The following is a 16200-nucleotide window of genomic DNA, read 5'->3' as shown; positions in this document are numbered from 1 at the left end:
CGTCGTCTTACCCTTTCCGCTTAACAAAGCGCATCAACCGACGGCGACGCGCCAACTGCCGTGGGGTCAGCTTGTTTTGCCGCCCCTCGTAAGGGTTCTGGCCGGTCTTGAACTCGATACGCACCGGCGTCCCTTGCAACCCCAATTCGCGGCGAAACACATTGATTAAATATCGCCGATACCCCGCCGGCACTTTCTCGGTTTGGTTACCATGGATCACGATCAACGGCGGGTTCTGTCCGCCTTGGTGCGCATAACGCAACTTGATCCGACGCCCATGCACTAAAGGCGGCTCGTGGGCGGCAACGGCGTCGGATAACACCTCGTTTAACAAAGGCGTAGAGAGCTTTCGCATAGCCGCATCGTAAGCCTTGCGAATATCGTCGAACAGCAATCCTACGCCGGAGCCATGCAGGGCGGAGATATAGTGAGTGCGGGCGAAATCCAGGAAACCGAGTTTAACATCCAACTGTCGACGCACACTTTCTTTCTGCGCCGGTTGCAGACCGTCCCACTTATTTACCGCCAGCACCAATGCCCGCCCGGATTCGAGCACGTGACCCGCTAACGATGCGTCCTGGTCAGTCACCGCCTCATGCGCATCGACCACCATAATGACGACATTGGCGGCCTCTATAGCCTGTAGCGTTTTCACTACGCTGAATTTTTCCACCGCTTCGTCAATTCGCGCGCGCCGTCGCACCCCAGCCGTATCGATCAACGTGTACTGACAGTCGTCGCGCTCGAAGGGGATAAAAATACTATCGCGCGTAGTACCCGGCATGTCGTAGACCAAGACCCGCTCTTCCCCCAGCATACGATTTACCAGAGTACTCTTTCCGACGTTGGGACGGCCCACCACGGCTACCTTAATCCCCTCTTCGAGTTCCGCCGGTAACCCCTCAGGGCCGGATTCTTGCGGTGCAAGGTCCGTCAATACCTGCTCGATGAAGGGTGCGACATGCGTTCCCTGCGAGGCAGCGATCATATGCGGCTCGCCCAACCCAAGCCGATGAAACTCGGCGCCGGCCATAGCACGATTCATCCCGTCGACTTTGTTTACCACCAGATACAAAGGCGTACCCCGACGCCGCAATACGGTGGCCAACTCCTCGTCGGCCGCCGTTAGGCCGGCGCGTGCATCGACCAGAAACAGAACGACGTCCGCCTCGTCCAATGCTCGCATGGCCTGGCTTTGCATACCCAGTGCCACACCCTCGGGATCGTCGCCCAGCCCTCCGGTGTCAACCACGATGTATGGCCGCGATCCGACCTTGCCACGGCCGTACTGACGATCTCGGGTCAGGCCGGGATAGTCGGCCACTAAGGCGTCGCGGCTACGGGTTAGATAGTTAAACAAGGTTGACTTGCCGACATTCGGCCGACCAACCAGGACGATTACGGGTTCCATGGCGTTTTTTGGATCCTGCTGGGTTCTTGGACGCACCCGCTCCGGCGGCGAGCACATTAGCGGCCTGTAGAATAACAGATGTCTCGCTTCGTGCAGCCACCGGTAAGCGTTCTAAGAAGAGCGTTTTGTGTCAGGAGACGCGTCGAGTTTCGCTTCTAAGATCGAAAGCCGCGGTTAGCAGCGCCTGCGTGTAGGGATGGGCCGGTTGCTCAAAGAGCTTCTCAGCCGTGTTGGTTTCGACTACCTTGCCGTTACGCATCACCATAATCCGATGGCTTAAGGCACGAACGACCTTTAAGTCATGACTGATGAATATATATGCCAGCCGATGCCGCTCCTGCACCTCGCGTAGCAACTCCACCACCTGTGCCTGCACCGAGCGATCCAAAGCGGAGGTGGGCTCGTCGAGAATCAATACTCGGGGCTTAAGCACTAGTGCCCGCGCAAAAGATACCCGTTGCCGTTGGCCGCCGGAGAGTTCGTGCGGATAACGGTGCCGAAGCTCGGCAGCCAAGCCGACTTCTTCCAACGCCTGGGCAATCAGCGCTTCCCGCTTGCCTGGTTCTGTGCCGATGCCGTGTACTTCCAGCCCTTCGGCGACGATCTGCCCGACCGACATTCGTGGGCTGAGACTGCCGTACGGATCTTGAAACACGACCTGAAACGCCTGCCTCAAAGGCCGCAGCTCTCGGCTCGACAAGCGACTGATGTCGCGCCCCTGGAAAGTGATCGTACCGCGCGACGATAACAATTTAAGCAATGCCAAACCTAACGTCGTTTTACCGGACCCACTTTCGCCGACAATGCCTAAGGTTTCGCCCTCTTTAACCGCCAAGGACACGCCGTCGACAGCTTTCACATGGCTGCGCGTACGGCCGAGGATACCGCCCTTGATCGGGAACCAAACACGGATATTGTCGGCTTGCAGTACCGTTTCGCTATTGGCAGGCACACTCGGCGGTCGGCCCGTCGGCTCGGCATCGATTAGCTTCTTTGTGTACGGATGCTCCGGCCGGGCAAAAAGAGCATCGGCCTGATTCGCCTCCACCACTTCTCCGTGCTGCATGACACAAACACGATCCGCCAACTTACGTACGACGTTGAGGTCATGGGTTATAAGCAGCAAGCTCATACCAAACCGACGCTGCAAATCTTTGATCAGCTCCAGTATCTCGGCCTGGATCGTCACATCCAAGGCAGTGGTCGGCTCGTCGGCGATGAGTAAATCGGGCTCGTTCGCCAATGCCATCGCGATCATAACGCGCTGGCGTTGGCCGCCGGAGAGTTCGTGCGGAAAGCTGCCGAGACGTCGTTCAGGCTCGGGCAAACGAACCAAGCGCAGCAATTCGAGTATGCGCTTGCGCGCCGACTCCCGCGTCATACCGGCATGTAAGCGCAACGTCTCGCCGATTTGCTTTTCAACGGTGTGCAGGGGATTCAAGGAGGTCATCGGCTCCTGGAAGATCATACTGATACGATCCCCGCGAATGCGTTTAAGTTCGCGCTCCGGCGCCCCCACGAGTTCCTCGCCGCGGAAACGAATGCTGCCGGACGGGTGTTGGGCACGCGGATAAGGCAACAGCTGGAGTATGGATAAGGCGGTCATCGATTTCCCCGAGCCGCTCTCGCCAACCAAGGCTAGCGTTTCGCCCTCGCGCAACTGGAAATCGACTTTGCGTACGGCATCGACGGCGCTATCTCCACTGCCAAAGCGTACGGCCAGGTCACTCACGCTGAGCAATGGCTCGCTCATACGCCACCTCCTTGCAAGCTCTTACGGGGGTCGAAGGCGTCACGGGCCGCTTCGCCGATAAACACGAGCAGGCTGAGCATAGCCGCTAGGGTTAAGAATGCCGTAATCCCCAACCAAGGCGCATGTAAATTATCGCGTCCCTGTCGCAACAACTCCCCTAATGACGGCGAACCGGCCGGCAAACCAAAGCCGAGGAAATCGAGCGAGGTAAGCATGGTAATCGACCCCGTAAGGATAAAGGGCATAAAGGTTAATGTAGCCACCATCGCATTCGGCAGCGCATGGCGAAAAATAATCGTCTGGTTCGGAACGCCCAGCGCACGCGCCGCGCGGACGTAATCGAAGTTTCGCACGCGAAGGAACTCTGCTCGCACGACCGCAACCAAGGCCGTCCAACTAAACAGCAACATGATCGCCAGCAGCCACCAGACATTCGGCTGCACAAAGCTGGACATGATAATGATCAGGAACAGCACCGGCAGACCGCTCCAGATTTCGATAAAGCGCTGCCCCAACAGATCGAGCCAGCCGCCGAAATAGCCCTGAATTGCGCCGGCAAACACCCCGATGACCGAACTTAGCAAGGTCAGCGCCAAGCCGAACAAAACCGATAACCGAAAGCCATAGATCAGGCGCGCCACGACATCCCGCGCCTGATCGTCGCTACCCAGCCAGTGCTCGGCCGAAGGCGGCGCCGGCACTGCGGTTTCGACATCGTAGTTAATCGTTTCGTAGTGATAACGAATCGGCGGCCACAGCATCCAGCCGTCCGCCTCGATCAACTCCTGCACATAAGGATCGCGGTACTCGGCTTCGGTAGGAAATACACCGCCGAAGACCGTCTCGGGGTACTCTCTGAACACGGGAAAGTACCAGCCGCCATCGAAATTAACCACCAGGGGTTTATCGTTGGCGATAAACTCCGCCCCTAAGCTCAAAACGAATAAAAATAGAAAGATCCACAAAGACCACCAGCCGCGCCGGTTACGCTTGAACTGTTGCCAGCGACGTTCGTTGATCGGGCTGAATTTAATAAGTGACAACGCCATAGCGATCCGTCAGGCCTCCCGCCGCTCGAAGTCGATCCGTGGGTCAACCACCACGTACATCAAATCGCCGATCAAGCTCAGGATCAGCCCTAATAAGGTAAAGATGAACAAGGTCCCGAACACGACGGGATAATCACGGTTGATGACGGATTCAAAGCCGAGTAAGCCAAGCCCATCCAAGGAGAAAATCATCTCGATCAAGAAAGCGCCGGTAAACAGCACGCTGAGGAACGCCGCCGGAAAGCCGGCGATGACGATCAGCATTGCGTTGCGAAACACGTGGCCGTATAGCACTCGACGCTCGGAAACCCCCTTGGCCCGCGCCGTGATGACATACTGCTTACTGATCTCTTCCAGAAACGAGTTCTTCGTCAGCATCGTCAAACTGGCAAAACCACCGATCACCATCGCCAATACCGGCAGCGTTATATGCCAGAAGTAGTCGAGAATACGAGCCGGCCAGCTCAGCTCGTGCCAATCGTCGGATACCAAACCGCGCAACGGGAACAAGTCAAGGAAACTGCCGCCGGCGAATAACACCACTAACATGATGGCGAACATAAAGCTCGGCACCGCATAACCGACGATAACCACCGCGCTGGTCCAAAAATCGAACCGGGTCCCGTCCCGGATGGCCTTCTTGATACCTAACGGAATCGAAATCAGATAAACGAGCAAAGTCGTCCACAAGCCCAGGGAAATCGAGACCGGCAACTTATCCTTGATCAGATCGATCACCGAGCGGTTTTGATAGAAGCTCTCGCCGAAATCGAAGCGTAGATAACCGCCGATCATTTTAAAGAAACGCTCATGGGCCGGCCGATCGAAGCCGTACATACGCTCAAGATCGGCAATCAGCTCCGGGTCCAAACCTTGCGCGCCCCGATAAATGCCGCCTTCGCCCGCCTGGCCCTCGCCGCCGGCGAAGCGCGCTGTGGCTTCGACATCGTGTCCTTGCATCTGGGCGGCGAAACGCTCAATAGGTCCGCCGGGGGCCATCTGCACGATGATAAAATTGAGCAACATGATGCCGAATAGTGTTGGCACCATCAGCAGCAAGCGCCTCAGGACATACGCTTTCATGCAATGATCCTTTAGTCCCGTTCCCCACGAAGATGCGCCGCTTTCCCGGCATCGACCCACCAAGTATTAAAGCCTAGCGAATAATCCGGGCTTTGCTCCGGTCGGCCGAACTTATTCCAGTAAGCGATCCGGAACGTACTGGAGTACCAATGCGGAATGATGTAATGCTGCCACAGCAACACACGATCCAAAGCACGGGTCCGGGCGATTAAGGCTTCGCGATCGGGCGAGCGGATCAAGGCTTCGATCAAATCGTCCACCACCGGATGGCTAATCCCCGCCACGTTACGGCTACCTTCTGTCTCCGCTGCCGCAGACCCCCAGTAACTGCGCTGCTCGTTGCCCGGCGACATCGACTGCGGAAAACGCATCGAGGTGATGTCAAAATCGAACGTATTCACGCGATTTAGGTACTGAGTGATATCAACGGTACGTACCGTTGCCTCAATTCCCAGACGCTCCAGATTACGAATGAAGGGAAGTGCAACTCGCTCCATAGTCGATTGCACCAAGAGAAACTCGATCTGCATCCGTTGCCCGGTTGCGACGTTCGTTAAACGACCGTCGCGAACCTCCCAGCCGGCCTCCTCCAATAACGCCAGTGCTTTCAGCAGATTCTCCCGACGCTGCCGCCTGTCGCCATGCACCGGAGGCTCATACACCTGGGTGAACACCTCCTCAGGCAGTTGATCCCGATACGGCTCTAGCAACTCCAGCTCCGCTTCGCTGGGCAATTCGCGCGCAGCAAGCTCGGAGTTAGAGAAAAAACTCTTGGCCCGCGTATAGGAGTCGTGGAACAACGCGCGATTTGCCCACTCGTAGTCGAACGCCAAGTTCAGTGCCTCGCGCACGCGCGGATCGCTGAACTTGGCGCGTCTTGTATTGAAGAAAAACGCCTGCACCCCTTGCGGAATCGTGTGCTCGATTTCGTCTAAGACGATATTGCCGGCACGACGCGCGGGTGTGTTATAGCCATTGGCCCAATTGCCCGCGCTATACTCCTGGCGAAAATCGTACTCGCCGGCAATGAACGCCTGCAAAGCAATGTTATCGTCGCGATAGAAATCGTAGCGAACGGTATCGAAGTTGTAACGCCCGCGGTTGACCGGAAGATCCTTTGCCCAATAGTCCCGAACTCGCTCATAGGTGACCGACCGGCCCGGCTCGACGCGGGTAATGCGATAAGGCCCACTCCCTAGCGGGGGTTCCAGCGTCGTCCGGCTAAAATCCCGCTCTGCCCAATAATGCTCCGGCAACACCGGCAGTTGACCGATAATGAGCGGTAGCTCCGGGTTATCGTCCGAGCGGAAGTAAAACGTGACTTCCCGTTCTCCCGTTTGTTCGACGCGATCGATATCCGCATAGTACTTCTGATAAATCGGATGCCCTTCGGTCTTAAGAATATTCAGGCTAAAGACGACATCGCTCGGCTTAATCGGCTCCCCGTCATGGAAGCGCGCTTCTTCCCGCAAGGTAAACGTTACCGATAAATGGTCGTCCGCGACCTTGATAGTTTCTGCAACCAAACCATACATACTAAATGGCTCATCGGCGGAAGAAACCATCAGCGAGTCGACGGTCGGTGCCACTTCGCTCGTAAAAGGCACGCCGTTCGGCGTAGTGCCGCGGAGAATGTAACCGTGCAAACTATCGAAGGTGCCCCGTCCATGCAGGCGTACCTGCCCTCCTTTGGGAGCATCCGGGTTTACGTAATCGAAGTGCTCGAAATCGGCAGGGTATTTAGGTTCGCCGTGTAATGTGATCGCATGCTGGCCCGCCCACGCCGTGAGCGGCAACAACATGAGCGAGACAAGTAGAAATTTTCGCACCCTGGCTTCCTCCTGAATCACGGCGCCGACACTATCCAAAGAGTGTCGCTAAAAGACAACAGGTTGTCACCTCTGGATCGGTCGCGCTTTGGCGCGCATCACCTTTTCAAGGTTAGGAAACCGATTCTCATGACGAATTTCTTGCGCGCTTCCCTATGCGAGGCGCGCCTTTTTCAGTAAGTTATGCGGGTCGCGCGGCCGGGGTAACGTTCTGGCCCGTTTCGCGCCTACCCATTTTGCATTTACCGAGAAGTAGTCGGGGACTAAAAAACATGGGCTTTCTTAAAAATAAACGTGCGCTTATCGTCGGCGTAGCCAGCAACCGTTCTATTGCCTGGGGCATCGCGCAAGCTATGCACCGCGAAGGCGCGGAACTTGCGTTTACCTATCAAACCGAGAAACTCAAGCCACGCGTCGAAGGCTTTGCCAAAGACCTCGACAGCTCCATCGTCCTACCGCTCGATGTCGCCAGCGACGAGCAAATCGAGAATGTTTTTAGCGAGCTGCAAAAGCATTGGGACGGCTTGGATATCATCGTCCACTCGGTTGCCTTTGCACCACGCGAAGAACTCGAAGGCTCTTATGTGGACAACGTAACCCGAGCCGGGTTCGCGATGGCGCAAGACATTAGCAGCTATAGTTTCGTTGCGCTTGCCAAACACGGCCGCTCAATGATGAAGGGCCGCAACGGTTCTCTGCTCACTCTTAGCTACCTGGGTGCCGAACGCACCCTACCCAACTACAACACCATGGGGCCGGCAAAGGCGAGCCTGGAAGCCAACGTACGCTACATGGCGGCCGATCTCGGCGCGGAAGGCACCCGCGTTAATGGCATTTCCGCCGGACCGATCCGGACGCTGGCGGCTTCCGGCATCGGCAATTTCCGCAAGATGCTCGATTACAATGCAATGGCGGCCCCTATGCGACGCAACGTCACCATTGAAGAAGTCGGCAATGCTGGGGCATTCCTTTGCTCCGATCTCGCCTCCGGTATCACCGGCGAGGTGGTACACGTCGATGGCGGGTTCAACATCGTCGGGTTAAGCGGTAGCGAGTTCGAATAAGCCGCCTGTCAGGCAGCTGCCCAAATAATGCAAAAGGCCGTACGGCTTTAACCGCACGGCCTTTTTATTGCCTAGAAGTACAACGCTACGTTGCAGCGTCCGCCGCCTTTCAAGCTCCGGGTTTAGATCCGGTCCTCGTACACACGGACATTAGCCTCTTCCCGCAAATCGGCCAGCAAACCCGCTAGCGCCGCTTGACCGTAGGCCTGCTGCAGCAGCATGCGATATTGCTCGCGCTCTCCTTCGTCCAAGGCTTCGATATCGCCATCCGTTACGTTATGCAGCTGGATCACCGCGTAACGGCCATTGCCAACTTGTACATCCGCAACGCTCGGAGCATCCTCGCTCGGACGCGACATCATGAACGCTTGCCGCACCACGGCCCCAGGGTGATTCGTACCGCTACCACGAACAACCGTGTCGGCCTCATGCGCCGTCACGCCGTCGAGTTCAGCGAGGCTCTCCAAGCTGTCGCCGGCCTCAAGGCGCTCCCGCAGTTCGGCAGCCAATTCCCGAGCCCGGTCTTCGGCCTGTTCGCGCGCCAGACGACTGCGAACCTCCTCAGCCACCTCCTCTAGCGGTAAGGTCGTTGCCGGGCGGTGCTCCTCGACCCGAACGACAACATGACGCCCGCCTAAGTCGATCGCCTCGCTGTTATAGCCATGTTGCAGTACTTCGTCGCTAAAAGCTTGTTGCACTACAGCCGAGTTAGATGCCAGTCCAGAGTCGGCCCCATCCCTCGAGAACCAGTCGGTATGCTGAATATCCAGCCCCATCGCTTCGGAGGCAGGCTCCAGGCTTTCCGCATGCTCATAGGTCAGATTATTCAGTTGCTCCACCAATTCATGGATTCGGTGGCCAACCCGCTCTGCCACTAACTCCTGCTCGAGCCGATCGCGGACCTCCTCAAAAGGCCGTACCCGATCCGGCTCCACATTGTAGACTTGGATCAGATGGACACCGAAAGGCGTGCGAACCGGCGGACTCACTTCGCCCTCGTTGAGCATATATGCCGCTTCTTCGAACTCGTCGACCATTTGGCCGCGACGTATCACGCCGAGATCGCCGCCTCGGTTTGCCGAGCCTGGGTCATCGGAATACTCGCGCGCCAAGTCTTCGAAAGACATACCTTCGGCAATGTCCGCACGCATTTGATTCAGCTGCTCGCGGGCAGCCTCCACTTCGGCTTGCGACGCGCCCTCCGGCACCGAAATCAGAATATGCCGAACGGCGCGATCGCCTTCCCGCGTAAAGCGAGAGTCGCGCACTTCGTTATAGCGCTCCCGAATATCTCCTTCGGAGACTTCGACCCCCTGCCGAAGGCGTGCCTCCTGAAGCTCTACATAGGCCAAACGTACCTGCTCGGGACGCTGAAATAGCGCCTGATTGTCGTTATAAAAAGCCTGCATCGCTTCTTCGGTGACCGAAGCCGGGTCGTAGAACGCCTGCCTATCGATCGCAAGGTAAGCGAAGTCACGACTTTGGCGATCGATCCGAATGAGGCGCTCGATGTCGGAATTGGTTACCAGAGCGGTCCCGAACACACCGAGCTGAAGCTGCTCGATAACCTCTGCGTTACGCACACGCGCTTCATACACTTCGGGCCTCATGCCCGCATTACGCAGCAACTGCTCGTAACGGGCGGAAGAAAAGCGACCGTCCTCGTGGAAAACTTCCTGCGAACGCACCAAAGCCCGCAAGCGTTCGTCGCTGATCCTTAAGCCCCGCTTATCGACGTACTCAGCCAGTAGGCGCTCGTTAATCAATTGCTCCAACGCATTACGACGCATTTCATCGTCGTCAAAGATCGCCGGATCCAACTGGTCGCCGAACTGGGCCTCGAGCTGCTGACGCTGCTGGCGGTAACGATTGGTGACTTCCGACACCAGAATATCCTCACCGTTCACCTGCGCCGCAATATTCGGCGAAGGCCCCGACAAATAGTTATAGACGCCAAAAAACGCAAATGGGATGGCGATCAAGACGATGATCACCCACGCGAACCAGCCCTTGGCGCGATCTCTGATCGCTAGCAACATGGTATTTCGATCCTGTTCAGAGAATGTGCTAACAGAAAGATAGTCTTTTCCATAGACAAAATAAAAGGGCGCCGGTTTCGGCGCCCTTTCTCATTATAGCAAATATTTGGCGGAGCGGACGGGACTCGAACCCGCGACCCCCGGCGTGACAGGCCGGTATTCTAACCAACTGAACTACCGCTCCTAAAACTAATGGTGGGTGGTGAGGGGATCGAACCCCCGACATTCGCCTTGTAAGGGCGACGCTCTACCAGCTGAGCTAACCACCCGATAGGAGGCGCTTAGTTTACTGCATCCTTAAGGGCTTTACCAGCCTTAAAGCCTGGGACTTTCGATGCAGCGATGGTGATGGTTTCGCCAGTACGCGGATTCCGGCCGCTACGAGCAGCCCGCTCGCGAACGGAGAACGTACCGAAGCCAACCAAAGTGACCTGATCACCTTCTTTCAGCGCAGCGGTGATGGAGTCTACCAGAGCATCCACCGCACGGCTAGCAGCCGCTTTGGAGATATCTGCGTTCTGGGCTACGGCTTCGATCAGTTCGGATTTATTCATTACCTTATATCCCCTTGGTGTTGTTCTTGATGCACAACGACTCGGCTAGGCAGCCTACACGGCTTCTTTATAGCGGAGACCGTGCCTCGCTAAGCGAATAAATTAGCTGCCGCTATCCTAGCGGTCTCGCCGCCTCAGGACAAGCGCCCTGCTTGGGTCGAGCCAAACTAGGTTCCCCCCATCGTCAGCTCTGAACCAAAACGTACTGACGCTGCCACGCCAAGACGGTGTCTCGGCGCAAAAACGGCGGGTTGCGTCGCCCGCAGCCCGCCGGCAATCACGTTTATAGCAGTCGCTCCCGAGAACTGTCAACGCCGGCAAAACGCCTACTGTCGCGGGTTGTGGACAGGTTCACAGCTCGATGCTAAAGCGACTGTCCCTTAATGAGGCCTTACCTCGCGCGTCTTCTTACTCGACTCGGATTGCTTACGCTCCTCGACCGCTTCCGATAATGGAGTTGGCGGCGAGGCTAGCGCCACATCCAAAACCTCGTCGATCCAGCGCACCGGGCGAATATCAAGCTTACTCTTAATATTCTTCGGAATATCGGCAAGATCCTTCCGGTTTTCTTCGGGAATCAAAACAGTGGTAATACCGCCACGATGTGCCGCAAGCAATTTTTCCTTTAAGCCACCGATAGGGAGCACTTCTCCACGCAGGGTGATCTCGCCGGTCATGGCGACACTGGACTTAACCGGAATCTGCGTAATTGCCGACACCATCGCGGTACACATGCCGATACCCGCGCTTGGCCCGTCTTTCGGAATCGCACCTTCCGGCATATGAATATGGAAGTCATGCTTTTCGAAGAACTCGGTATCGATACCTAATACTTCGGTACGGCTCCGCACGACAGTGCGAGCGGCCTCGATCGACTCCTTCATGACATCGCCAAGCTGGCCCGTTTGACTGAGCTTACCCTTACCCGGCATCACCGCCGTTTCGATACGCAGCAGTTCGCCGCCAACTTCCGTCCATGCCAAGCCGGTAACCTGCCCGACCTGATCCAACTCTTCGGCGATACCATAGCGGAAACGCTTGACGCCCAGATACTTCTCCAGTTGCTGGGTGCCCACCGACGTTTTCTTATCCTGAGGCTTGAGCGAGACGTCCTTGACCACCTTGCGGCAGATTTTCGCGATCTCACGCTCCAAGTTACGAACGCCGGCTTCGCGCGTATAGAAGCGGACAATATCCCGAACCGCGTTTTCGCTAATCTCAAGCTCGTCCTTCTTCAGGCCGTGTTGTCTCAATTGCTTCGGCACCAAGTACCGCTCGGCGATATTGACCTTTTCGTCCTCGGTATAGCCGGCGAGTCGGATGACCTCCATACGATCCAGCAACGGCCCGGGAATATTCATCGTGTTAGCGGTGGCCACGAACATGACGTCCGACAAGTCAAAGTCGACTTCGAGATAATGATCGCCGAACGTGTCGTTCTGCTCGGGATCCAGCACTTCCAACAAGGCAGATGCCGGATCGCCGCGAAAGTCCATCGCCATCTTGTCGATTTCGTCGAGCAGGAAGAGCGGATTACGGGTACCGACCTTACTGAGATTCTGTACGATCCGCCCCGGCAAAGAACCGATGTAGGTCCGCCGATGACCGCGAATTTCCGCTTCGTCGCGAACCCCGCCCAAGGCCATCCGGACAAATTTCCGGTTAGTCGCGTGCGCAATGGACTGGCCTAGCGAGGTTTTACCGACGCCCGGCGGGCCCACAAGGCACAAGATCGGCCCCTTCAGCTTCCGCACACGCTGCTGAACGGCGAGGTATTCGAGAATACGCTCTTTAACCTTCTCCAAACCATAATGGTCTGCCTCGAGGATTTTTTCCGCCGCGCTGAGGTCGTGCCGCACACGGGTGCGTTTTTTCCACGGCACGGAAACCATCCACTCTAGATAGTTGCGCACCACCGTCGCTTCCGCCGACATCGGCGACATAAGCTTCAATTTGTTAAGCTCCGACTCGGCCTTCTCGCGTGCCTCCTTCGGCATCCCCGAAGCTTCGATTTTCTGCTCCAGCTCCTCGATTTCGTTAGGCACATCCTCAAGCTCACCCAACTCCTTCTGGATAGCTTTCATTTGTTCGTTGAGGTAGTACTCGCGCTGGCTCTTTTCCATCTGCTGCTTAACGCGGCCGCGGATGCGCTTCTCGATTTGCAGCAGATCGATTTCGCCTTCGATCAAGGACATCAGGTGTTCTAACCGCTCGCGGACGCTATCGATCTCGAGGATTTTCTGCTTTTCCTCGATTTTCAGCGCCATATGTGCCGCGATCGTATCGGCAAGCCGACCTGGGTCCTCGATACCGGCAAGGGACGACAGAATCTCCGGCGGCACCTTTTTGTTAAGCTTGACGTACTGCTCAAACACGCCGACCACCGAGCGGCTAAGAACTTCCAGCTCGCGATCGTCGCTCTGATCAACTTCCTCTTGCTCAACGACTTGTGCTGCGAAGTATTCTTCCTGGTCTTCAAAGTTCAGAACCCGCGCCCGCCTGACGCCCTCGACCAACACCTTGACCGTGCCGTCAGGTAACTTAAGCATTTGCAAGATGGTCGCGATGGTTCCGACGCGGTATAAGTCGTCTTCGCTCGGATCATCGATTTCGGCGCTCTTTTGCGCTACCAGGACGATACGCTTATCGTCTTCCATAGCGGCTTCCAAGCCCCGGATCGATTTCTCCCTTCCCACAAACAAGGGAATAACCATGTGGGGGTAAACCACCACATCGCGAAGTGGGAGTACCGGCGCCCCGCTTACGGGTGCGTTAGCGATTTCCGAAGGCTGATCTTTCCGCTCCATACAGGAGTTCCTCACTCTTCGTCGCGCTGCGAATGTAATGCAGCAGATGCGGCCGACCGCAGGCACACTTGGGAAACATATGCGGCCAGGAAACGGCCTTCCAAAACGAGCGGCCCGCGAGTAAACCACTAAGTCGTTCGTCCAGGCGAGAAGCCAAACTATGCGGCTTAGGGATCACTCTCCCTGGGCGAACCATTCTCATGATAGTAGCAATGGAAACCCAAACAGGAAACGGGGCAAGGCGAGTAAGGGAGAAACGACTAGCGCATGCATCGTCAGCACGGCCAGCAGTTTCTTTATGCGGCGCTCTAACCGAACAAACAAAACCGCTCTAATCTAGAGCGGTCTTAAAGCGCTGATCAAGAGCTACCAACAAGCCAGGACCACCCGCCCCTGCCGGCTTCATTGCCCAGCAAAAGCCATAAGGGACGGAGCCAATTCGGCGCTTGTCCCTTATGGCTCGGACCGCTTATTGATCAGACACCGCTTTAGAGGGCTCTGCCCCATCGTAAATGATGTAAGGCTTCGCCTCGCCACGGATGACCGCCTCGTCGATAACTACCTTACCGACGTTGTCCATAGACGGCAGGTCGTACATCGTATCGAGCAGCGTTTGCTCAAGAATGGTTCGCAGGCCGCGGGCACCGGTTTTACGCTCCATCGCCTTGTCCGCTACGGCGCGTAGCGCGTCTTCGCGGAACTCCAGCTCGACCTCTTCCATTTCAAACAGCTTTTGATACTGCTTGGTAATGGCGTTCTTCGGTTCCTGCAGAATCTGAATCAGCGCGTCGGCATCCAGCTCTTGCAAGGTCGCCACGACCGGTAACCGCCCGACGAATTCCGGTATCAAGCCATACTTGATCAAGTCTTCCGGCTCGACTTCCTGCAGCACGGCGCCGACGCTCTTATGCTGCTCTTTGCTCTTCACTTCCGCCGAGAAGCCGATGCCGCCTTTTTCCGAACGTTCGCGGATGACTTTATCCAGCCCGGCGAAAGCACCACCGCAAATGAACAGAATATTGCCGGTATGAACTTGCAGAAATTCCTGCTGCGGATGTTTACGACCGCCTTGAGGCGGTACGGAGGCAACGGTGCCTTCAATCAGCTTCAGTAGTGCCTGCTGAACGCCTTCCCCGGATACGTCCCGAGTAATAGACGGGTTGTCCGCCTTACGCGAAATCTTGTCGATCTCATCGATGTAGACGATGCCCGTCTGCGCTTTTTCGACGTCGTAATCGCACTTCTGAAGCAGTTTCTGAATGATATTCTCGACGTCTTCACCGACGTAACCGGCTTCCGTCAAGGTTGTCGCATCGGCGATGGTGAACGGAACGTCCAACATCCTTGCCAATGTTTCAGCCAGCAGCGTCTTGCCCGACCCGGTCGGCCCAATCATCAGAATGTTGCTCTTGGCGAGCTCGACGCCGTCTTTACCCTGCCCTGCTTCCAACCGTTTGTAGTGGTTATAAACAGCGACAGAAAGGACTTTCTTCGCATGCTCCTGGCCGATGACGTAATCGTCCAGCGTTTCTTTTATCTCATGCGGCTTGGGCAACTTGGAGCCGGCTGTCGCAGACTTCTCCTGCATCTCCTCGCGGATAATGTCATTGCACAGCTCGACGCACTCATCGCAAACGAACACTGAAGGTCCGGCGATCAGCTTACGAACTTCGTGCTGACTCTTCCCACAAAAGGAGCAGTAGAGCAACTTGCCGCCGTTATCTCCTCTGCCTTTATCTCTATCGGTCATGGCCTGCCCTCAGCTCGGGAAAACTCACGGAATGTATAAGACCTTGCCCTCTTTTCGAGAAGCACGCAAGCGATCAACCCGCTGTAGATACCGCTTGCTTCAGGTGCCAACCGTCCCAAGCGCGGACAGCACCTGCGAAAAGGAATGGGATTGCACGAAAACCATTTAAAGAGTTGGAGGTCTCCCGCGCCACAAGGTTCCCTGAGTTTCTTACTCGGCACCACCCACCAGACTCTTACGGTCTTTGAGCACGGCGTCCACGAGGCCGTACTTCTGGGCCGCCTCCGGTCCCATGAAATTGTCTCGCTCGGTATCGCGCTCGATCACTTCGATCGGCTGTCCGGTGTGATGAGACAACACTTGATTTAACCGCGCCCGCATGGACAAGATCTCGCGCGCATGAATATCGATATCCGTCGCCTGACCTTGAAAGCCGCCCAGAGGCTGATGAATCATAACCCGGGAGTTCGGCAAGCAGTAGCGCTTACCGGCGGCGCCGGCCGCGAGCAGGAAAGCACCCATGCTAGCCGCCTGCCCCAGGCACATCGTGCTTACGTCGCACTGCACGAACTGCATCGTGTCGTAGATTGCCAAACCCGCGGTAACCGCACCGCCCGGGGAATTAATATACAAGTGTATATCTTTATCCGGGTTTTCCGATTCCAGAAACAGCATTTGCGCGACGATAAGGTTAGCCATGTAGTCTTCTACCGGGCCAACCAGAAAGATCACCCGCTCTTTCAGCAAACGCGAGTAGATATCGTACGCACGCTCGCCACGCGCAGACTGCTCAACCACCATCGGCACCAAACCGACGGCATTGAGGTCGTGTCCTGCCGTTTTATCGTTATTGGCGGTCAT

General features: G+C 56.4%; 11 protein-coding genes and 2 tRNA genes. 1 reads left to right on the top strand and 12 read right to left on the bottom strand.

What is annotated here, in order from left to right:
* Positions 1 to 7: 7 nt before the first annotated feature.
* The 5 genes from der to CAI21_RS05400 all read right to left on the bottom strand — a co-directional run bounded on the left by der (position 8) and on the right by CAI21_RS05400 (position 7125).
* Positions 8 to 1411 (bottom strand): ribosome biogenesis GTPase Der, encoded by a 1404-nt coding sequence (der, locus tag CAI21_RS05420; protein WP_116301352.1) that lies wholly within the window; start codon positions 1409 to 1411, stop codon positions 8 to 10.
* A gap of 130 nt (positions 1412 to 1541) precedes the next feature.
* Positions 1542 to 3164: an ABC transporter ATP-binding protein gene (locus tag CAI21_RS05415; RefSeq protein WP_116301351.1), complete on the bottom strand. Its 1623-nt coding sequence runs from the start codon at positions 3162 to 3164 to the stop codon at positions 1542 to 1544.
* A complete protein-coding gene (locus CAI21_RS05410) occupies positions 3161 to 4213 on the bottom strand; it encodes an ABC transporter permease (RefSeq protein ID WP_220347775.1) in 1053 nt (350 codons plus the stop codon). Before CAI21_RS05410 ends, CAI21_RS05415 begins: the two co-directional genes overlap by 4 nt.
* A 9-nt stretch (positions 4214 to 4222) precedes the next feature.
* The gene (locus tag CAI21_RS05405; RefSeq protein WP_116301350.1) at positions 4223 to 5296 is read right to left on the bottom strand and encodes a microcin C ABC transporter permease YejB; all 1074 of its coding nucleotides are present in this window, start codon (positions 5294 to 5296) and stop codon (positions 4223 to 4225) included.
* A gap of 11 nt (positions 5297 to 5307) precedes the next feature.
* Positions 5308 to 7125, bottom strand: coding sequence for an extracellular solute-binding protein (locus CAI21_RS05400; protein ID WP_258868009.1), 1818 nt, complete (start codon positions 7123 to 7125; stop codon positions 5308 to 5310).
* A gap of 272 nt (positions 7126 to 7397) precedes the next feature.
* On the opposite strand from CAI21_RS05400, the gene CAI21_RS05395 reads away from it, so the two are divergent.
* Positions 7398 to 8189 (top strand): enoyl-ACP reductase FabI, encoded by a 792-nt coding sequence (locus tag CAI21_RS05395; protein WP_116301348.1) that lies wholly within the window; start codon positions 7398 to 7400, stop codon positions 8187 to 8189.
* Positions 8190 to 8311: 122 nt separating this feature from the next.
* Here the strand turns inward: CAI21_RS05395 and CAI21_RS05390 are convergent, their stop codons facing one another.
* From CAI21_RS05390 to clpP, 7 genes are all read right to left on the bottom strand, one after another.
* Positions 8312 to 10228, bottom strand: a complete 1917-nt coding sequence (locus tag CAI21_RS05390) for a SurA N-terminal domain-containing protein (protein WP_116301347.1) — start codon at positions 10226 to 10228, stop codon at positions 8312 to 8314.
* 107 nt (positions 10229 to 10335) lie between these two features.
* Positions 10336 to 10412: transfer RNA gene (locus CAI21_RS05385), tRNA-Asp, on the bottom strand.
* A gap of 9 nt (positions 10413 to 10421) precedes the next feature.
* Positions 10422 to 10497: transfer RNA gene (locus tag CAI21_RS05380), tRNA-Val, on the bottom strand.
* A 12-nt stretch (positions 10498 to 10509) separates the two neighbouring features.
* Positions 10510 to 10782 carry an HU family DNA-binding protein gene (locus CAI21_RS05375; RefSeq protein WP_116301346.1) on the bottom strand — a complete coding sequence of 91 codons (273 nt, stop codon included), beginning with the start codon at positions 10780 to 10782 and terminating at the stop codon, positions 10510 to 10512.
* 380 nt (positions 10783 to 11162) lie between these two features.
* Positions 11163 to 13589, bottom strand: a complete 2427-nt coding sequence (gene lon / locus CAI21_RS05370; RefSeq protein ID WP_116301345.1) for an endopeptidase La — start codon at positions 13587 to 13589, stop codon at positions 11163 to 11165.
* A 469-nt stretch (positions 13590 to 14058) separates the two neighbouring features.
* Entirely contained in the window at positions 14059 to 15339 is a 1281-nt protein-coding gene (gene clpX / locus CAI21_RS05365; RefSeq protein WP_116301344.1) for an ATP-dependent Clp protease ATP-binding subunit ClpX, read from the bottom strand.
* Positions 15340 to 15549: 210 nt separating this feature from the next.
* The gene (gene clpP / locus CAI21_RS05360; protein ID WP_116301343.1) at positions 15550 to 16200 is read right to left on the bottom strand and encodes an ATP-dependent Clp endopeptidase proteolytic subunit ClpP; all 651 of its coding nucleotides are present in this window, start codon (positions 16198 to 16200) and stop codon (positions 15550 to 15552) included.

Source organism: Alkalilimnicola ehrlichii (assembly GCF_003399765.1).
Classification (GTDB): Bacteria; Pseudomonadota; Gammaproteobacteria; order Nitrococcales; family AK92; genus AK92.
This window is presented reverse-complemented; position numbering and strand designations above follow the sequence as displayed.